The sequence below is a fragment of the Psychrobacter sp. AOP30-A2-5 genome (assembly GCF_052378115.1).
In the GTDB taxonomy this organism is placed as follows: domain Bacteria; phylum Pseudomonadota; class Gammaproteobacteria; order Pseudomonadales; family Moraxellaceae; genus Psychrobacter.
On the sequence record NZ_JBQSXK010000005.1, the window covers coordinates 157119 to 178649 of the forward strand.

8 protein-coding genes are annotated in these 21531 nt (G+C 39.6%); 5 read left to right on the plus strand and 3 right to left on the minus strand.

The genetic code is table 11. The features are described 5' to 3' along the window. Window positions 1–285 precede the first annotated feature (285 nt). Window positions 286–1623, minus strand: coding sequence for a phosphoribosylamine--glycine ligase (purD, locus tag ACT3S4_RS06060; protein WP_444760699.1), 1338 nt, complete (start codon window positions 1621–1623; stop codon window positions 286–288). Window positions 1624–2081: 458 nt separating this feature from the next. On the opposite strand from purD, the gene ACT3S4_RS06065 reads away from it, so the two are divergent. Then, window positions 2082–6929, plus strand: a complete 4848-nt coding sequence (locus tag ACT3S4_RS06065) for an NAD-glutamate dehydrogenase (protein ID WP_444760690.1) — start codon at window positions 2082–2084, stop codon at window positions 6927–6929. A gap of 121 nt (window positions 6930–7050) precedes the next feature. On the opposite strand, the gene ACT3S4_RS06070 is transcribed toward ACT3S4_RS06065, so the two are convergent. Together ACT3S4_RS06070 and ACT3S4_RS06075 are read right to left on the minus strand one after the other, a co-directional pair. Next, entirely contained in the window at window positions 7051–11004 is a 3954-nt protein-coding gene (locus ACT3S4_RS06070; RefSeq protein WP_444760691.1) for an AAA family ATPase, read from the minus strand. A gap of 103 nt (window positions 11005–11107) precedes the next feature. After that, window positions 11108–12688, minus strand: a complete 1581-nt coding sequence (locus ACT3S4_RS06075) for an exonuclease SbcCD subunit D C-terminal domain-containing protein (protein ID WP_444760692.1) — start codon at window positions 12686–12688, stop codon at window positions 11108–11110. Between the two features lie 342 nt (window positions 12689–13030). On the opposite strand from ACT3S4_RS06075, the gene wecB reads away from it, so the two are divergent. The 4 genes from wecB to ACT3S4_RS06095 all read left to right on the plus strand — a co-directional run bounded on the left by wecB (window position 13031) and on the right by ACT3S4_RS06095 (window position 21376). Further along, a complete protein-coding gene (gene wecB / locus ACT3S4_RS06080; RefSeq protein ID WP_444760693.1) occupies window positions 13031–14188 on the plus strand; it encodes a non-hydrolyzing UDP-N-acetylglucosamine 2-epimerase in 1158 nt (385 codons plus the stop codon). Between the two features lie 26 nt (window positions 14189–14214). Continuing rightward, window positions 14215–15456 (plus strand): UDP-N-acetyl-D-mannosamine dehydrogenase, encoded by a 1242-nt coding sequence (gene wecC, locus ACT3S4_RS06085; protein WP_444760694.1) that lies wholly within the window; start codon window positions 14215–14217, stop codon window positions 15454–15456. A gap of 103 nt (window positions 15457–15559) precedes the next feature. Further along, complete coding sequence (locus ACT3S4_RS06090; RefSeq protein ID WP_444760695.1) at window positions 15560–19300, plus strand: glycosyltransferase family protein; 3741 nt, start codon at window positions 15560–15562, stop codon at window positions 19298–19300. 84 nt (window positions 19301–19384) lie between these two features. Next, window positions 19385–21376, plus strand: a complete 1992-nt coding sequence (locus ACT3S4_RS06095; RefSeq protein WP_444760696.1) for a heparinase II/III domain-containing protein — start codon at window positions 19385–19387, stop codon at window positions 21374–21376. Window positions 21377–21531 lie beyond the last annotated feature (155 nt).

A 21531-nucleotide genomic window follows, 5' to 3' on the forward strand; every position in this document is an offset into this window, starting at 1 on the left:
CATCCAGTTGGTATTGATTTGTGGGTTCAAAACCTACAATACAAGGGAGATGCGATGTACGGGTACAAAATTGTATCATATAAAGCACATTTGGTTGATGAGCCTAAGCTTGCCAATAGCAGTTACTTTGTAAGACGCAGTATATATTTTCAGATTATAATCTTTGTAAAATGGATATCAAAAAATAAGACCTAGCGTGATGCTAGGTCGAATCATATAAGCTAAGAATCATTTGGTGCATTAGACTAAGGCTGGGAACAGCTCTAGCCTGATTTCTATTGGTTTCTAACTGTTTTCACGAGCAATGGCATGATGACCAATATCACGGCGATACTGTGTACCATCAAAACTAATAGCACCCGTTACTGCAAGTGCGGCTTGCTGAGCGTCTGAGATGCTATCTGCAAGAGCCGTCACGCATAAGACACGTCCGCCATTCGTCACCACTTCTTTTTCGCTGTCTATAGCATCGCTGTCAGAAAAGGCTGTGCCAGCATGGAAGACTTTGACAGCGTTGTCATTATTGGCATCTAGCTCTGGCAAGCCAGCAATCACATCACCTTTTGATGATGTTTCAGGATAGCCTTTGGAAGCAATGACAATACCGAGGGCAGGGCGGCTGTCCCATTGCGCATCACTAGGCAACTGTCCTGCTAGACCTTGTGCAACCAAGTCTACCATTGATGATTGTAAACGCATTAAAATAGGCTGAGTTTCTGGATCACCAAAACGGCAGTTAAATTCGATAACATAGGGGTCTCCGGCAGCATCAATCATAAGACCTGCATATAAAAATCCCGTATAAGGGTGACCCGCATTATTCATTGCATCAACCACTGGCTGGATGACTTGGGTCATGACTTTTTCATGGACATCTTGAGTGACAACTGGGGCAGGAGAGTAAGCGCCCATACCGCCTGTGTTCGGCCCTGTATCGCCTTCAAAAGCACGTTTATGGTCTTGGCTTGTTGCCATCGGTAAGATGTTTTTACCATCAATCATACAAATAAAACTGGCTTCTTCGCCTTGCAAAAACTGCTCGATCACCACGCGGCTGCCTGCATTACCGAATTTATTGTCGGCAAGCATATCATCGATGGCCTCATGTGCTTGTTCGATAGTTTCCGCAACGATGACTCCTTTACCAGCGGCAAGGCCATCGGCTTTGATAACGATTGGTGCGCCATGTTCATCGATATAAGCTTTGGCAGCCACAGCTTCAGTAAAACCTTTATAGGCTGCTGTAGGGATATTGTTTTGCTCCATAAATTCTTTGGCGAAGGTTTTGGAGCCTTCTAACTGCGCACAGTATGCTGTTGGTCCCCACGCTTTAATACCAGCATCACGGCAGGCATCAACGATACCAGTTACCAAAGGCGCTTCTGGTCCAACAATGACCATATCAATGGCATTATTTTGGCAAAAATCGATGATTGCACTATGCTCACTAGCGTTGTCGCCCGTAGATACTGTCGATACTAGGACAACGTTTTGGCATTTAGGTTCAAGCGCTGTACCAGCATTACCAGGCGCGACGTAGACATTATTGACTTTATCGTCTTTTGCACACTGCCATGCTAGCGCGTGTTCGCGACCACCTGAACCAATCACCAAAATATTCATCATACGTCTTGCCCTTAGCATTAAAGTTAATTATGAGTTAGCCATACACTCTCAAATATACTGGCATATTCTAACAAAAAAGTCGTACCGATTGCCATGAGTATCCACTCGCCAGCAATTAATCGTCAAGAAAGAGTAAAACCTGTCTCATGAGTAAATGTTATCGACATGTTGCTGATTCATGAAATGATGTTGTACGCTTTAGCTGGCGCGCTATGTACGTTACACTTCACTAAATTAATGGTATTAAATCCCGATTGCGACATATTCCTAAAAATAAGGATGAAAAAAGGAGAGAAACTTAAAATATCAAGAAAAAAACAGAATAAATTGCGTAAATGGATATACTGCTCCGCAGCACCAATAATGTTCCATATATTTATGCGGTGCCATTAGTTAGTACGAATTAATAAACTTAAATAAATGATAAATCAAATCTATAAAAAAGGATGAAGGACATGCCAAACTCCCTCAGTATCGCAAAAGAGCGCATCAGCCAGATAAGCGATATTGCTACCAGTTATGTACAAAAAGACAAATCATTATTTGATCATTTTATTCATAGCTATTATCAGCCATTGCACGCAGAAGCAGCTGAGACCATCAGTAATGCTGACCTAGCGGGCATGGCACTACATCATTTTACGTTGCTCCAAGCCTATGATGGTAGCAAGCCACAACTGAAGGTGCTGAACCCCAAGGCAGAAGAGCAGCATTTTCACAGCTCACATACGGTTATTCAAATTGTTGCCTATGACAGACCGTTTTTAGTCGATACGATTTTGATGAGTCTTGAGGCTGAAGGTATCGATGTTCATCGTACTTATAACATCATTGTCAGTGTTGAGCGTGATGATAATGGTCATATTACCCATATTGAAGGTGCACATGAAAGCGCTACCTCTCATCTGTCTTTGATTCATTGTGAAATTGCTTATCAAAATGATGAGGATCTGGCTGCGCTACAGCAAATGTTATTGGCAAAAATTGATACGCTAGATACAGTCGTTGGTGATTGGAAGCAGATGCGTGCACAGCTGACGGATATCAAAGCTGAGCTATCAAAGAAACCATTACCGGAAGTCTTTTACTCGCAGCAAGAGATACAAGCGTTTTTAGATTGGATATTAGACGATCATTTTATATTCTTGGGTTACCGTGAATACCGTTTAGAAGGCGGGCAGGCTGTCGAAGTGAATTCTGAACCTGCTGATTTAGATTTGTTCGCCATTGGTAATAGCGGTCTTGGTCTATTACGTGGCGCTGAAGAAGACAAACTCTCAGAAAGTTTTAGCCAATTGCCAAAAGTATTAAAGCAACTATTGACTGAACCGCGAGTATTGATGTTGTCCAAATCAAGCCGTGTATCGCCTGTGCATCGTCCAGTATATATGGACTTTTTAGGTATTCATAAATTTGATGACAATGGTAAGCTGGTTGGTGAATATCGATTTATTGGTCTATTGACCTCACAAGCGTATCAACTGACTGTGCAACAAATCCCGCTATTACGTGAAAAAGCCAACAAGATTATGGCCATGGCGGAATTGCCACGTGACGGTCATGCGCACCATAAAATGATGCATGTGATTAACACGTTACCGCGTGACGACCTCTTTCAAGCCAGCGTAGAAGAGCTATATCCTATCGTTTCTGGTATTAGCCAGTTACAAGACAAGAAGAGTCTACGCCTATTCAGTCGTATTGATCATTATCAGCGTTTTGTCTCCTGCTTGGTCTATATCCCGCGTGACAAGTTCAACACTGAGCTACGCATCAAAGTACAAAATGTCCTAAAAGAAGCCTACGGTGGCACATCATCAGGTTTTACCACCGAATTTAATGAATCTGCTCACGCTCGTGTTCATGTCCACGTGCGTACGGTGCCAGGTCAGGTAAAAGATGTTAACACTGCTGAACTTGAAGCCAAGTTGGCTGCGTTAATGCAATCATGGAGCGACAGCTATCAAAAAATGCTATTGGATAATGTGGGTGAGCAGCAAGCCAATGCTTTAAACCGTCGCTTTTTGAATTATATCCCTGCCGCTTATCAAGAGCGTTTTGATGCCCGTACTGCGGTTGAAGATACCAAGCGTTTGGCTGTATTGACAGCAGAGCAGCCGATGATTTGGCATTTATACCAGTCAACGGGCGATGCTAGCAACCAACTCCACCTGAAGCTTTATGGTCGTGAACAGCCTGTAATCTTATCCAAAGTCCTGCCAATCCTTGAAAACTTTGGTGTGTCTGTCATTTCAGCACAAACCTATGAGTTTGATCTGCCTGAGCAGCCCATTTGGATGCAAGAGTATGAGCTAACGTTAGAACACGTTGATACTGTTAACATGCAAGTGGTGCGTGGTCAGTTTGAAGACAGTCTCAAACAGATTTGGGCAGGACATGTTGAGAGTGATTCATTTAACGAGTTGGTATTGACGACCAATCTAGATACTTATGATGTGGTGGTGCTACGAGCCTTATCACGCTATATGATGCAAGCAAAAGCCCCATTCTCTAGTACGTATATTCAGCAAACTGTGGTAAAAAATAGCGATATTAGCGTGGCGCTAGGCTGTCTGTTTGATGCCCGTATGAATCCTAAGTACAGTGCAGATGAGCGCACAGAAAAAACTGCGAAGATTCAACAGCAGATCACTGCTGCGTTGACAGATGTGGATAGCCTAGATGAAGACCGTATCTTGCGTTGGTACTTAGATTTAATTAATGCAATGGTACGCACCAACTTCTATCAAACCGATAGCAATGGTCAGCGTAAAGATCGCTTATCATTTAAATTTTTGGCAGCAGATATTCCTAATCTGCCAAAACCAAAACCGATGTTTGAGATATTCGTGTATTCGCCACGTGTTGAAGCGGTGCATTTGCGTGGTGGTAAAGTTGCCCGAGGTGGTCTGCGTTGGTCAGATCGTATGGAAGATTTCCGTACCGAAGTACTTGGTTTAGTCAAAGCACAGATGGTCAAAAACGCCGTGATCGTCCCGGTTGGTTCAAAAGGCGGCTTTATCGTCAAAACCAAAACCATGGCAGATGGTCGTGACGAATTCCAAGCCGAAGGCATTGCTTGTTATCAAGCATTCCTACGCGGTATGCTCGATGTGACTGATAATATCGTCGATGGAAAAATTGTCCCGCCAGCCAACACCGTGCGCCATGATGAAGATGATCCATACTTAGTGGTCGCAGCTGATAAAGGAACCGCCAGCTTCTCGGATATTGCTAATGCATTGTCTACTGAATATGATTTTTGGCTCGATGATGCCTTTGCTTCAGGCGGCTCGGTTGGTTACGATCACAAAGCCATGGGTATCACCGCACGCGGTGGTTGGGAGTCGGTCAAACGCCACTTCCGTATGCGCGGCATGGACATTCAGAACCATGATAACTTTACCGTGGTTGGTATTGGTGATATGAGTGGTGACGTATTTGGCAATGGGATGCTGCTCTCAACCCATACCCAGCTGGTTGCCGCATTTAACCATCTACATATCTTTATCGATCCTAATCCGGATGCTGCCACTTCATACGCTGAACGTGCCCGCTTATTTGATATGCCACGTTCGACGTGGGATGACTATGAAAAATCGCTCATCAGCCAAGGAGGTGGGGTATTCTCCCGCCAAGATAAGAGCATCACGCTCAGTGCCGAGATGAAACAGCGTTTTGATATCGCTGCAGACAGCCTTGCACCTAATGAGTTAATCAGTGCGCTGTTAAAATCGCCTGTTGATCTTATTTGGAATGGTGGTATTGGTACTTATGTGAAAAGCGTGAATGAGAGTCATGCTGACGTCGGTGACCGTGCCAATGACGCAGTACGGGTCAACGGTAATGAGCTACGTACGGCTATCGTTGGTGAAGGTGGTAACTTAGGCTTTACCCAGCAAGGGCGTATCGAATATGCACAAACGGGTGGTCGCATTTATACCGACGCTATCGATAACTCAGGCGGCGTAAATTGCTCAGATCATGAAGTGAATATCAAAATCTTACTTGGCAAAGTAGTCGAGCAAGGCGATATGACCTTGAAGCAGCGTAATGAGTTGCTTGAGAGCATGACTGATAGCGTGGCAGAACTGGTATTGCGTCAAAACTACCTTCAACCACAAGCCATTGAGCTTAGCCACATTCGTGCGGCGGCTAACTTAAGTGATCATCAGCGCTTTATTCAGATGTTAGAAGGTGAAGGACGTCTTGATCGGGCGATTGAATATCTGCCATCAGATGAAGAAATTGCCAAACGTCAAAAATCAGATACTGGCTTGACCAACCCTGAGCTGGCAGTTGTCATGGCTTATGGCAAAATGTGGGTGTATGACAACTTATTATCATCAGACTTGCCAGATGATGCGTACTTTATCAATGAGCTGCGCAAGTACTTCCCTGATGAGCTGGCTACGCGGTTCTTTGATGAGATGACAGAACACCGCTTACATCGCGAAATTATCAGCACGTATTTGACCAATAGCGTGGTCAATCGTTTGGGCATTGAAGCACTGTTCCGTCTTTATGAGGAAACAGACCAATCGCTGGCGACCATCGTGCGTGGTTATGCGATTAGCCGTGATGTCTTCAATGTATCAAAAGCTTGGAAAACGCTTGAAGCGCTGGACAATCAAGTCGATGCCAAATTACTGCTAAATCTTGAACTACGTCTACGTGACGCGCTTGAGCATGGTGTGGTTTGGTTTATCAATGCCTTTGGTCAAGACTTGCAAGTCGCTGACATGATCAGTCGCTTTAGCGATAGTGTTGAGAAATTAACCAAATCAGGTGGCTTTATTGAGCAACAATTTGCAGAATACTTGCAAGAAGACACAACTAACCTGATGCAGAATGATTTGTCTAATAGTGATGCCGCATTGTTTGCGATGCTGCCTTATCATGTTGATGCACTTGATGCCGCACTGCTCGCTGAGCAATATGAGCGTCCTGTTGATGAGATTGCAACGTTGTACTTTGATGCCTATCACGTCTTGCAGTTAGATTGGATGATGGACAATATCGCCACTTTACCACAGCAAGACTACTGGGATCGCCGCGCGCGCCATGCGTTGATGAATGAGCTGTCACGTAGTCTACGTCTACTGATGGATGCCATATTATCTAAACCAGATGCGAAGCAAGCATTTGGTGAATGGCGTTCACGTCACTTAGATCATTTGGAGTCAGTCACCACAGAGATGAGCAAGTTAGATCAGCTTTATGCTAATGGTGCAGACAGTAAAATCAGTCTGTCTACGCTCTCAGTACTAATGAGTGAGCTAAGCGGTTTAGTGACTAAGTAACTATTCATTGAGTGAAAAACAAGATAAACGTCTTTTCAAAAAAAACCACCGTTATTAATTAACGGTGGTTTTTTATTGTCTGGCTAAGCATGAAAGTTCGACTCTTGATGACCGCTTTAACTTACGAGGCTTTTTCATTAGTAATATTGACCACTCGGCGACATCCTTGACCTGATATCTGACTAAAACCACCCGAGATTTTTTCAACCTTGATTTGAGTCAAGATGCGATCTTTTAACGCCTGTACGTGAGAGATAATGCCAATAAGCTTACCTTCTTGTTGTAAGCTCGTTAAAGTGTCGAGCGCAATATCAAGCGACTCCTCATCAAGCGTACCAAACCCTTCATCCAAAAATAGTGAATCCACGCGAATGTTGTGACTCGCCATCTGCGATAACCCAAGTGCGAGCGCCAAGCTGATAATGAATCCTTCGCCGCCCGATAGATTCTTAGTACTGCGAATATCACCGCCTTGATAGTTATCAATCACATTAAGCTCAAGTGGATTGCTGTCATCATGAATGAGCAAATAGCGGTCACTCATTTTTTGCAATTGCGTATTAGCATGGCTAATCATGACTTCAAACGTTAAGCCTTGGGCAAAGGTGCGATATTTTCTGCCATCATGTGAGCCAATTAGAATGTTAAGCTGTTGCCAAACTTGTAGTTTTTGTTTTTGTTCATCGATTGCAATCAGCTGTGTCGCCTGTTGCCCTTTTTGGCTGTCGTTATCCTTAAGCTTTTGGTCAATCGCACCGATTTTTTGACTTAACTCATCGATATCCGTCTGTATTTGATGATGCTTGCCAGCAAGTGTTTCTCGGTCTTCATCTGTCATAGGCGTGGCAAGTTTTTGCTCTAACGTTTGCTGGGTATTATTTAACTGCAACTTAGCCTGTTGTAGGGCATTATCAATCGCTAGTTTACGTATATGTAATGCCTCACGCTCTTCTTTAGGCAGACGCGCACTCAAAAAATCCGCCTCATCGACGAACTTTGACTCTGTGAGTAAGTTAGTAAAAATACTGTCCTGTGAATTTACGGTAGTAGTCGCCGACTGTTGCTCTTTGGCTAGCTGTTGCTCTCTGAGTTTTAATTGCTCTAAAGACTGCTGTATAGAATCTAGCTGTCTTTGCGCTATGATTTGTTTGGCTTTAGCCTCATCAGCAGTGCTGCGTAACTGGTTTTCTTCATAGTCTGTATCTTTATCTGCGAATAGCGCTTTTCTAGCTTTCTTTAATTGTTCGATATCCTCTGTTTTATTATCAATTAATGTCTCTAATTCTTTGAGTGCTGTCTCATCATTGGTGAGCTGTGCTTGCTTACTCTCAATATTCGCAGTCAGGCTGCTCAGAGTATTGGTGATTTGCTGTTGGCGGCTACTTTGCTCATGGTGATATTGCTTTAACTGCTTCAAAGCATGACGTTGTGCCCGCAATTGGTCAATATGCTTATCATAATCTGCACTTGCTAATACTATTTGCTTATGAGTACTTTCAATGAGTTGCTGCAGTGCGCCTTGAATGTCAGTCGCTTTGAGCGCTATCGTTAAATGATTTTCGTATTTAGCCGTTGGGTACTTACTCACCAAAGATGAAATATTGGTCATCATGGGTATGAGTGCCGAAAAATTAGTGGCAATTTTATCTTCGACACTTTCAACTTTTTGAGCATTTAGCTTGATATCAGTCGTCAGATTATTAATGTCGCGACTAAGTAGCTGTTGCTGCTGTTCATCGGCTTCGATGGCAATACTGAGCGTTGCAGCACTTTCAGCTAGGTTGTCATATTTGACGACTATCGTTTTAAGAGACTGTTTATGCTCAGTCAGTTTGTGTTTGATGATGCTTAATAAGGATAAACCGTGATCAATATGAATATCAGTATCGTTGTTAATCTGCGCCAGTGGATTGATAATTGCCACAGTCGATTCCGAATAACTATTTTCAGTGTTAAATAGCGAGGAAAGGTTAGACTGAATATCAGCGTGTAAAATTTTAGATTGCTGCTGCAAGGGCGCTAACTGCTGCTGTTGATTATTGATGACTTCTTTTTTGGTGGCATGGTCGATATGATGTTTAGATAAAGTCTGATCAAGGTTATCAATAGCGGTCTCTAGTTCAGCTATGTGCTGCTGAGTTAATTGCGCCTTAGTCTGTTTTATTGTGGACGACTGGTTTTGGTCGTCATTGGCGTCGGTATTATTATTCTTGGTACTAGGGTCTAATAACGGATGATGCTTACCATAAGGATGCTCATGTGCGCCGCAAAGCGGGCAGGGCGACCCATCCTCTAGCTCTACTATATAATCTTCAAGCTTAGCGACCTTTTGTAGTAAATGTAGATGCTCTTGTTTCTCTTGCCTCTTGAGCTTAGCCTCTTCAATACTTATCTTGTGACTAGCAATCAAACCTTCTAAAGTCTTAAGCTCTTGGTTCAGTGTGGGTAACGTTGCATTGATGTGTTGAATTTGGCTGGTACGCTCAGACAGCTGTTCTAGCTTAATATGGGCTTGCGCAATCTGGGTGCTGATTTGATCGATTTGCTCTTGCTCGCTACGCATATTAGCAATGGGCTGGTTTTGAATGAGTGTGGCTTGCTGCTGTTGTACGCTGGCAAGTTGCTCGCGTTGCTGCGTTATCAATAATTTCTCTGCATCTTGCTGCTTATATAACTTATCAAAATCAGTCTGTAGCATGCGGGCTTGATTACTATAAGCAAGTTTATCCGCTGTTAGATTGGCATTATCTTCCAACAGCGCCATTAATTGGCGACAGCTGTTATCGAAGGTCACCATATCTGTATCGAGATCGTTTAGCTCTTGGTAATCGCGAAAGTACTTTTCTACACTGCTAAGCTGAGTCTGAGTCTTTTGCTCTGTTTGTTTGTGGTCAACTATATCTTGACCTAATTGTTGAGTGTTACTAACTAATACCTCTTTACGCTGATTATCGCTAGCTAAAGAATAAGAGTGCTGTTTTATCTCAGCATCCAACTCGCGCGTCTTTTTAATAATAGGCAAAGTAGCATATAAGCTATCTGTGGCTTGCTTTTCAATGGTATTGATAGCGTTTAAGTGGGTATTGGCTTGTGCCAGCGCTTCTTGCTGAGTTGGAATCTTATTAAGCAAATCTTGTTGTTCAGTATCCAACTGCTTGACCAAATTTCGGTTGTAGCTCAGCTCGCGGAAATAGCTATCAATCTCTAAAGCCTTATTAGCGCCATCTAAACGCTGGGCTTCTGGAATAAAGGTCTGATGCGTATGCTGTGCCGCTGCAAAATCGGTCTGATAGGTCGAGAGATTTTGCTGTAGCTGCTGAACGCTATCCAGCCATTGTAGCTGTTCACTTAGGGTTTTAAAGGTTTGGCGCTGGGTGCTTTGCTGCTGGTTAAAGCGCTCTAAATCTGCTACCAGTAGCTTTTCTTCTTCATTACTTAATAACGACAAGCTATTCACGCCCGCTTGCAGCTTACCAAGCACTTCTTCCTCAGAGCGTTTTTTTTCATGGACGTTTAACGATATTTTGGCATAAATAGCCGTACCCGTTATTTTCTCTAAAATCGCGGCTCTATCGCCAATATCAGACTTTAAAAACGCGGCAAAACTTCCCTGCGCGAGCATGATGGAGCGCGTAAATTGATTAAAATCCATGCCAATGAGGTTTTGTATATGGGCAGAAGTTTTGGACTTTTTCTCTTCTAAAATCTTGCCGGTCTGCACCTCACTAATTTCATGCTTAATTGGTAATAGGTTGCCCTTGGCTTTTTTGTGGGCACGATGTTGATACCAGTAGCATTGATAACGCTTGGAATCAATCTCTATAATGACTTCTGCTGAGCATTCACCTGTACCTTGGGTCATTATCTCGTTCGTTGAACCAGTGATATCGCCCAGTCTTGGCGTCTGGCTATAGAGTGCTAAGCAAATCGCATCCAATATGGTCGTCTTGCCAGCACCAGTCTGTCCAGTAATGGCAAAAATACCTTCGTTAAGAAAAGCGGGGTCACTAAAATCAATGTGCCATTCGCCTTTTAAGGAGTTGAGGTTTTTAAGTCTTAGTTCTATTAGGCGCATGGCAGGGTCTTATTTTTATAGGTAGTAATAAAAAAGGCAATAATGAGAAATAAAGCTGTTATTCTGGCTAGCTTCTATCAACAGCGTTTATGATTAAATAATGCTATTCAGCCTGAGTATCTTCATGACGTAAGTTATAAACGATTTGATCATAGGCGTCACGTAAGGATGATTTTTGCTCATCAGGAATATCATGAGCAATCAAGCAACGCTCGAATACTTCTTGCTCATTTAAATCTTGTAGCGTCTCAGAAATCTGTTGTTGATTTAGTACTTTATTATAGGTACGAGTGTTTTTGATTTTTAACACCTCGCACGGCAAATTATCTACCATCGTTTGGATATGCTCACGTAACTCGCTGATAATCTCCTCACCCGTATAAATAATTTCGAGCCATACAGACTGCGTTGCGTCAAGAGATTGAATGACTTTATCTATAGCCTGATTAATGCACTCCAAATCACCTGAAACTTGCGCCAGTTGTTGAAACTTTGGAATAGGTAGTGATACTACTTGCATCTGATTAGAGTCATCTCGGTGCAGTATTTTATTGGCAGTATCGATATTTTTAGGCATTGATTGGTTGTTTTGATCTTGCTGATCAGGGATGTTTTTTGTAGCAGCAGTTTTTGTCACCTCATTATTTTTTGATTGCTCGTCAAAACCAAACAAGTCATCCATAAATTCAGTCGTTTGACTGGCTACTTTCTTAACAGGTTTTTCAATCGGGGTAACGGCATTGGTCAGCTGAGGAATAATGCTGTCAACTATATTATTTGAGGCTGATTTTTGACTGCTAATGTCATTTGCTACTGCACCAAACTGTACCAGTAATACTTGTTTTTGTTGCTTAGCCTCACCAAATCCCATCGCGATTGGCGAGCCTGAATAGCGAATGCTCTCACGACCACCGACACGCTGTGGCACATGCAAATGTCCAAGCGCCACATAGTCAAAACTTTCATCGAACATGTCAGCAGAAATCTTACCGAGTGAGCCGACATAAAGCTCACGTACACCATCGTCTTCAGTAGTGGTGCCACCGGCTGCAAATAAATGCCCTGTGGCAATGATGGGAATGTGATGCTGGTGTACTTCGATTAATTGAGCCTGCTTGGCTTTGGCAATACTAGCCACTTCATCATAATGGGCACGAATGCCTTTAATGACATTGGCATCTTTGCTATCAGCCGACTCGCCAGCCTGACTGCTACGCACGTCACGATCACGCAAATAGGGGACAGCCGCAATAATACAATGGGGGTTTCCATTTGTATCGTCTAACACCAATACTTCATCGTTTAAGTCTTCACAAGCCGTACCGATAACATGGACATTTAGAAACTTGAGTACGTTACTTGGTGCATCTAAAAAAGTAGGAGAGTCATGGTTGCCTGCGACGATGACGACATGTTGACAGCATGATTTTGAAACTTTTCCTAAAAATTCATAATATAGCGCTTGAGCTCTATTGCTTGGTGTCATGGTGTCAAAGATATCACCAGCAACAATTAATATATCCACTTTTTGCAGGCTAATGGTGTCTTGCAACCAACCTAAAAACGACTCAAATTCGTCATAACGCATTCGTCCATAAAGCCTACGCCCCAAATGCCAGTCGGAAGTATGGAGGATAGTGAGAGGTTTGGTAGGCATAAACTTGGTATCAGTAGGTATGGACATAGTTGAGCTTAAAGTTATTTGGTAGAAAGCATTTATTCTAGCAAGAATTGGTGATGTTTGCCGTTTTTGAGTTGGCAGAAGAGCTGGATCAAGCATATTTATAATTTAATCTCAGCAACCAAAAACCACTTGTCACGAATTTTTTTTAATAGTCATTATGATTATAAGCATCTTGTATGTAATACTTAAGAAATATTAAAGTAGTATATTATCCTTTAGTAATAAAGCAACATATGGTTACTTGAGAACTATTACTCAGACATATAAGATAGCAAGCTTATTTATATTTCTGTAACCGTGTGTATATATTTTCATATATAAATATACTATAGAGAAGCTATTATGAAAAAAGTTCTAAGTATTTTTGGTACGCGTCCAGAAGCGATAAAAATGGCCCCCGTTGTTAAGGCTTTAGAAGCCAATCCTGATATCCAGTCTATCGTTTGTGTGACCGCCCAACACCGTGAAATGCTAGATAAGGTGCTGGCTCTATTTGAGATAGTTCCCGACTATGATTTAGATATCATGAAAAGCAATCAGAGCCTGACCCAAGCTAGCTCTAGAATGCTAATGGCACTTGAGCCTATTTTACAAGAATGCAAGCCTGATTTAGTACTGGTACACGGCGATACATCGACTACACTATGCGGTGCACAAGCAGCATTTTATCAACAAATACCGATCGGACACGTTGAATCTGGGCTGCGTACCTATAGTCTTTATTCACCTTGGCCAGAAGAAGCTAACAGACAACTAACTAGTGTCATTACCAAGTTGCACTTCTCTCCAACCAAAGCTGCCGCGCAAAATTTGTATGATGAGCATAACAACCCAGAATACATCTATGTTACTGGTAACACCGTTGTAGATGCCTTGTTAGATGTTAAAGATAAGTTAGAAAATAACGCATCACTACGATTGGAATTACAGCAGCAGTTTTCAGAATTGGACTTTAATAAACGTCGGGTCCTTATTACGGGTCACCGCCGTGAAAATTTTGGAGAAGGCTTTGAGTCTATTTGCCAAGCAATCAAAGATCTGGCTCAAAAGTATCCAGACTATGAGTTTGTTTATCCTGTTCATCTAAATCCTAATGTTAAAGAGCCTGTCAATCGCTTACTAAGCGGTCTTAATAATGTCAAACTTATTGCGCCACAGGATTATCTGCCTTTTGTCTATTTGATGAGTACTAGCTATATTATTCTCACGGATTCAGGCGGTATTCAAGAGGAAGCGCCATCGCTTGGTATTCCGGTATTAGTCATGCGTGAAACGACTGAACGACAAGAAGCAGTCGAGGCAGGTACCGTTAAGCTAGTAGGTACTCATGGCCCTACCATCGTTGCTGAAGTTAGTAATCTGATTGAAAACGACGCTATTTATTTAAAAATGAGCCAAGCCCATAATCCTTATGGTGATGGTAAAGCCTCACAGCGTATCACTGAAACTATCGTTGAATTTTTCTATGAGCAAACTGCTAAAACTAAAGCGTTAAGCTAACTTAATATTAAATAGACGGGATTAAGATGAAAAATATTTGTGTGTTTGGTTTAGGTTATATTGGTTTGCCAACAGCTGCGATGTTCGCCCATCATGGTGCCAATGTCGTCGGTGTCGATGTCAATCAGCATGCGGTCGATACAATCAATCAAGGCAAGATTCATATCGTTGAGCCAGGTTTGGAAGCAATTGTTAAGCAAGCTGTGGATAACGGTAGACTCAAAGCCAGCCTAAAGCCAGTACACTCAGATGCTTATCTGATTGCCGTACCGACACCGTTTAAGGGCGATGACCACACCCCTGATTTATCTTATATTCATGCAGTTAGTAAAGCTTTGGCACCACTATTAGAAAAAGGCGATTTGGTCATCTTAGAATCGACCTCACCAGTAGGTGCAACAGAGCAGATGGTTGAGTGGCTTGCTGAGGCACGTCCTGACTTAACCTTTCCCAAGTATCATGAACCTGATGTTGAAGCTGATATCTATGTGGCTTATTGCCCTGAGCGCGTGTTACCTGGCAAGGTGGTCGAAGAGCTCATCTCTAACGACCGTATCATCGGTGGTATGACTAAAGAATCGACCAATAAGGCAAAAGAGGTTTATCGCATCTTTGTAGAAGGCGAACTATTAGAAACAAACTCTCGTACTGCTGAGATGGCAAAGTTGACCGAAAATGCCTCCCGTGATGTGAGTATTGCCTTTGCTAACGAGCTGTCTATTATCTCTGATAAGCTCGACATCAATGTTTGGGAGCTGATCGAGCTTGCTAACCATCATCCACGAGTCAATATCCTACAGCCGGGTGCTGGGGTCGGTGGTCATTGTATCGCTGTCGATCCTTGGTTCATCGTTAATCAAAACCCTGATGAAGCTAAAATAATTCGAGCTGCTCGTGAAATCAATGATAGTAAGCCTGACTGGGTAATAGGTAAAATCAATGCTGAAATCGATAAGTTAAAAGTACAAGGTATTGAAAAGCCGACAGTAGCATTGTTAGGGTTAGCATTCAAACCTGATATTGATGATTTACGTGAAAGTCCAGCGGTCAATATTGCTCAAAAAATGCTTGAAGCTGATAATGCAGATATCTTATTAGTTGAGCCTAATATTAGTAAATTACCTGAAAAATTGAATACGGGTATGCTGGTATCTTTAAATAGTGCTGTAGAGCAAGCTGATGTAATATTGGTGTTGGTTGCTCATGGTGAATTTGAGAACTTAGACTTATCTGGCAAGAGTGTTGTGAATTTTGTAACTAACCGCTAATGTGACCATCCTAATCATAAAGTAAGAATGCCCTTTATGATTAGGCTTACCTTGGATTTAAGCCTCCAACATTCTTTCCTCCATGAACTCATTCTGGTGATCTATGAAAAATAAGCTTTATAAGATGCTATCTAAAAGCACTACTGATTTTAGTGAATCAGAATTAAAGGTAGTCAGTGATCTAGTTGAAGAGCATGGAGGGTCTATAGATAATCTAAAAGATTATATTAGCGCGCTCGAACTTGAAAGTGAAAGAAAGTTAGTTAACAAATCAATGGAAAAAAATACGATTTCTTACCAGTTAGGAAAGTCTCTGATCGATGCTGCCAAAAGAAAAAAAAATGTCAGAATACTCAGCAAGGAGCTGTTTGCAATTTATGCTGATTCATTAAGTAGGAAAAATAAGGATTTAAGTAATGCTAACTTGCTGCACAAAATTATTATCCTACTGAATGAGCAGAAGCAAAAAGAACTACATGACTTAGCAAAAGTAAATAACGTAAGTAAACGTGGTATTGAAAAGTTAGCTAGAAAAGTAAAAACAAAAAATATAAGTAATTACTATGTAGATAAATTTGCTTTACAGCATACTTTCTCAGAAAAAAAGATCAGAATCGCGGCTATCATGGATGAGTTTACAGCACTGTGTTTTGATCCTGAGGCAGATATATATCATGTCACACCAGAGAACTGGCAGTCAGAAATTCTAGAATTTAAGCCAGATTTTTTATTCATTGAGTCAGCATGGCAAGGTAAAAATGGTCTATGGAAGACTAAGATTAGCCATCAATCAGTAGAGCTAATAAATCTAATAAAGTTTTGTGATGAGAACAAAATCAGAAGTGTTTTTTGGAGTAAAGAAGATCCAGTGCATTTTGGTACTTTTTTGGGAGTAGCTGAGCTAGTCGACATCGTGTTTACTACAGATATTGATTGTATTCAAAAGTATAAAGAACACTTGGGTCATGATAGAGTTTACTTGCTATGTTTTGCCGCTCAACCAACTATCCATAATCCTATCGAAGTTTATGAGCGCCAGGATAAATTTAACTTCGCTGGCTCCTATTATCTAAAGTACCCTATTAGGCAGCGTGATTTCGGAGTCTTGTCTAAAGTTGCACAAAATTATAAGGGCTTAGACATCTTTGACCGCAACTTTAATGAACCTCATCCACATTACGAATTCCCTGAAAGTTATCAGTCAATGATAATAGGTACTTTACATCCGTCTGAAATAGCTAAAGCGTATAAAGGTTATGTATACGGTATCAACATGAATACTATTAAGCAATCACAGACGATGTTTGCTAGACGAGTATTTGAGATGCTAGCTTCTAATACAATAGTCCTAAGTAATTACTCACATGGTGTTAGACTTTTATTTGGTGATTTAGTTATTTGTTCGGATGAATCGACTGAGCTAGATAAACAGTTAAAGAGTTTTACTAAAGATCCTTTAACTCGGAAAAAGTATAGACTTCAAGGTCTCAGGAAAATTTTGAGTCATCATACTTATCAACATCGTTTGAAATACATCTTAGAAAAATCATTTGAGACACTCTTAGAAGTTGAAACCTATCATGTCATAGTAGTAGCTTATATTAATCAAGCAAACGAGTTAGATAATGTTATTAGCAACTTCAATGAACAAGAATATTTGGATAAAGAGTTATACGTATTTAGCGATATAGGTTTAGAAAATATCGTTGACAATAGGATTACTATCTATGATACGGAATCTGAGTTGTCAAAAGCTATTGAGCATTACAAAGATGACACTTACGTAACTGTATTTAATCCAAATGACAGTTATGGTAGTTATTATTTATTTGATTTAGTGCAGAGTCAAACCTACCTCAACCATGATGATAAATCGTCTGTCACAGCTATTACCAAAGACAGTTATTTTGAGAATGTTAATGGTAAGGCCTTATTAATACAAAATAAGGAATACCAACTAGTAGATAGATTTAAATTTTCACGGAGTATAGTAAACGTTGATTTATTTATAAAAGTAGTGCTAGAAGGTGGTCAGCTTGAGAATATCAATGATTTAGAAATTAAGGAAAAAGCATTTGCTATTGATTGCTTCAACTATGTTTTAAACGGAGCTAGCCTCAGTGACGAAGAAACTTTGGATTCACATAGCAAACTCATTCTAGATGAAGGAGTTGATTTTGAAGGTAGGCTTCTAAAGGTTTCTGAAGCGATAAATATCGGTACAAATAAAAATGAGCATCTAAGTACTTACCAAGAATCGCATACATTTACTTTCTCAGCGGATGATATAGATGCTCAGCTAATTAGACCCCAAAGTAAGCAGGTACAAATTAGTAGAAATAATGCAAATATAGAAATAAAATCTACACTTCCTGATGGTAAGCTTGCCTATATTTATTTTGAAGATATATACAATAGATCTGATATCAACTTAAAACTAAATAGCCAGTTTATAGTTAAGGCAAATACAAATATGGATACACGCTCCGTATTCGTATTTTTAGATGAGAATAGAAATAAGTTATCACATCATATTGCGGCAGTTTCTCATAATCACAGCATGCCGATCCCTCCAGATTGCAAATATATACAAGTTGGATTTAAGGTTACCGGTAGTGGTCATTCATTTATAGAGTCTATAAGTATTGGAGAAAAACGTGAAATAGTGAACGACTTCGTTGCCAAAAGCAATACTTTAATATTAGCAAAGCAATACCCTTCATATGATGATCTATATAAATATGGATTTTTACATAGTAGAGTAAGAGCGTATAAAAAACACAACCATATTGTAGATGTGTTTAGACTGACTAATAATAACTCTGATTTAGGTTTTAGAGAGTTTGAGTCCATTGATGTCTTCAATGGAAATAATGATAATCTGGCAAACATTCTAGAATCAGGTCAAGTGAAGAATATATTTATTCATCTTATGGATGAAAAAATGTGGGATATCATCAAGAACTATCGAGAAAGGCTGAAAATAACTATATGGTTACATGGGGCTGAAGTACAAAGTTGGCAACGTCGTGAGTTTGATCTATCAGGTTTAAATAAATCTGAAATAGAAAGAAAGAAGATGCTTGCTAATTATCGCTTAAAATTCTGGAAGAAGCTCATTAATGAAGAGTTAAATAGTAATATTACTTTAGTTTTTGTGTCTAGTACATTTCTTCAGGAAGTAGAAGAGGATCTAGAACTTACGATACCAAGTTCAAATAAGATGGTAATCCATAATTATGTAGACGATAGTATATTTGAGTATACTGAAAAGAAACCTGAAGATAGGCTTAAATTTCTATCTATCAGACCATATTCAAGTCTTAAATATGGTAATGATATTACAACGGCTGCCTTATTAAAGCTATCTAGATATGAGTTTTTTAAAGATTTAGAAGTCAATATCTATGGTGATGGGTTTGATTTTGATTCAACCAATGAGCCCTTGCTTCAATTTGAAAATGTTCATTTGTATAAGCGATTCTTAAGTCATCATGAGATAGCAGTTACTCATAAGCAACATGGTGTTTTCTTAAATCCTACTAGATGGGACTCTCAGGGTGTATCCAGAGATGAGGCAATGTCTTCAGGGTTAGTAGTAGTTACTAACAAGGTAGCAGCAGTCCCAGAGTTTATCTCCGATAAGGAAGGTGCATTGTTTGAAGGTGAAAATATCAACGAAATGGTTGAGAAGATTGTAGAAATTGTTCAAAATCCATCCTTGTTCTTGATTAAATCCCAAGCTGCAAATGAACGAGTTAACTTACAATGTGGATTTAATAAAACAATTATTAAAGAAATTGAGCTTATGGATTCAACGTCGATACTAAATGATGACTTATAGTGTCTAGTTAAGATTAACATATTGAAATAAAGATTTTTTATAGTAAATCGTTCGTAATAAGATATAACAATCAGGCTAATTTTTATGTATAAGTTAATAGATATAAAAGGTATAATCTTTTATATTAATAAGATAGGCACTAGCATAAAAGTTTCCTTGAATAAGAAAGAAGATAAATGTGTTTATGCCTGTTATTTTTATTTTAAAGGGAATGTGGTAAAAAAACACTATCAGAACTCTGTGGATTTCTCTCATGACATTAATTTAAAATCCTCAAAAATACTAAAGGTTAGATATTTCTTATGGAATAAAGAAAAAGATTTACGTACATCTAAAACGATAAATATTACAGAACAATTAATTTTATTTAGTATGTATTTATACTTTAAAGATGATATATCAAATCAATACTTATTGAATAAAGATATTGAAAAATATATATCTAACATAGAGAATACTGAGAGAGGGAGGAAGTTATTTGAAAATAACAAACTTGAACTTACTTCTTTTCCCGCTGTTGAATGGAAAGGTTGGGAGGCTGACCCGTTTAACAATAGGTCTTGGCAGTGGGCGCTGCATTGGTTTGATTTTAACAAACATCTCATATCCTTTCATAATAAAACTCAAAATGACGCAGTACTTCTTAAACTCAAAAGTATTAATAGTAGTTGGATAGAAAACTATCTATATAATGAAGGTACGGATTTTGAGTTCATATGGCATGATCATGCCACAGCTCTCAGAGCTGAGCAGATACTATTATTAATTTTCTACTTAAAAAAATATGCCGTAAATTGGGTCTATAGTAATTTTGATTTCGTTCTTTCATTGTTTGATACCTTGTATGTTTTAGGGAAGAAATTGCAGCGAGATGATTTTTATTCTAAACATACTAATCATGGCTTAGAGCAAGTGCGAGTTTTAATGTTATTAGGAATTTTTTTAGATAATCGTGAATGGATAGATATCTCAGTATTACGTCTTAATGATGAGCTAGATTTTTCGTTCACTACAGAAGGTGTGCATAAAGAAAATAGTCCAGGGTATCATCAGTTTGTATTTAAGATTTTTTTGTCTATAGTTGAAGATTTTCCTACTTATGTACTTAAGGACTTGGGTCCTAAGTTTGAGAATATAGCTTCCAAAGCTTTGGTGTATATCACTCACATATTAAGACCCGATAATAAACTACCTATTATAGGGGATACGGAGCTGAAACCTACTAGTGATGCGTACTCTAATTTCTTCGCTGGAACTATAGAGTATGAAAATTTTTTGTATTCTATAACTCAAGGTAAAAGAGGTAAAGCACCTAGTAAAAATACTATTGTTTATCCGCAATCAGGGTATGCAATATTTAGAGATGTGTGGGGCGAGAACAAAGACTTTACTGATAGTATACACCTGATTTTCAAAGCTGGATGTTTGAGTCCATATCATCACCAACAAGATGAAAACAACATTACTCTCTATGCTTTTGGTGAAGACTGGCTCGTTGATTCTGGGCTTTATAACTATATAAATGAAGATCCTATAAGGCACTATATCCGTAGAAGACAAGCTCATAACATCCCTATAGTTTCCAATGCTAACTATAATAATGACTTTAATCATAGAATAGATAATTGGTCGATATATGACTATAGTGAAGACAGCAGTAACCCTTATGTCGCTGCTAGGAATAGAGTGTTAGTGGCTGTTGAACATGATAGAAGGATATCATTTGATGTAGCTAATAAGAAATTACTGATGAATGATAAGGTTCATTCTTTAGACGAGAGGTATAGAGATGTATCTTTCTTATTACACTTCCCTAATGATAAAAAAATGAAAGTTCATAAAAATATAGTTTCGGTAACTTCTATGAATAGCGGGGTCAGCATGAAAATCTATTTTTCTATCAAGCCAGATTTAATCACTATAGAAACAGGTATTTCTGAAGGAAAGATAAAAAGTGTTACCTCTCATACTAGCAGAACATATGAAGATAGTCATGTTTTAAAGATAACCTATCTAAATAGAAAAGTTACCAATTTAGAGACTGAGTTCGTTTTTGAGAACCAAGGTAACAAATAATCATAGCCATAGGTGAATCTAGCTATATTATTGATTCATTAAGAATTATTTTACTTGTCATATGAGAATCTATGTTCTTAAGTAGTACAAAACAAATTCAAAAAGATAGTTCATCATGCGTATCACCAAGCATCAAACGAGCAATAATATGAAAG

Bases quoted from the DNA above. Each gene is read 5' to 3' on its own strand.
- ACT3S4_RS06090 (WP_444760695.1), top strand. From the start codon at position 15,560: ATGAAAAATAAGCTTTATAAGATGCTATCTAAAAGCACTACTGATTTT.
- ACT3S4_RS06065 (WP_444760690.1), top strand. From the start codon at position 2,082: ATGCCAAACTCCCTCAGTATCGCAAAAGAGCGCATCAGCCAGATAAGC.
- wecC (WP_444760694.1), top strand. From the start codon at position 14,215: ATGAAAAATATTTGTGTGTTTGGTTTAGGTTATATTGGTTTGCCAACA.
- ACT3S4_RS06070 (WP_444760691.1), bottom strand. From the start codon at position 11,004: ATGCGCCTAATAGAACTAAGACTTAAAAACCTCAACTCCTTAAAAGGC.
- purD (WP_444760699.1), bottom strand. From the start codon at position 1,623: ATGAATATTTTGGTGATTGGTTCAGGTGGTCGCGAACACGCGCTAGCA.
- wecB (WP_444760693.1), top strand. From the start codon at position 13,031: ATGAAAAAAGTTCTAAGTATTTTTGGTACGCGTCCAGAAGCGATAAAA.
- ACT3S4_RS06075 (WP_444760692.1), bottom strand. From the start codon at position 12,688: ATGTCCATACCTACTGATACCAAGTTTATGCCTACCAAACCTCTCACT.
- ACT3S4_RS06095 (WP_444760696.1), top strand. From the start codon at position 19,385: ATGTATAAGTTAATAGATATAAAAGGTATAATCTTTTATATTAATAAG.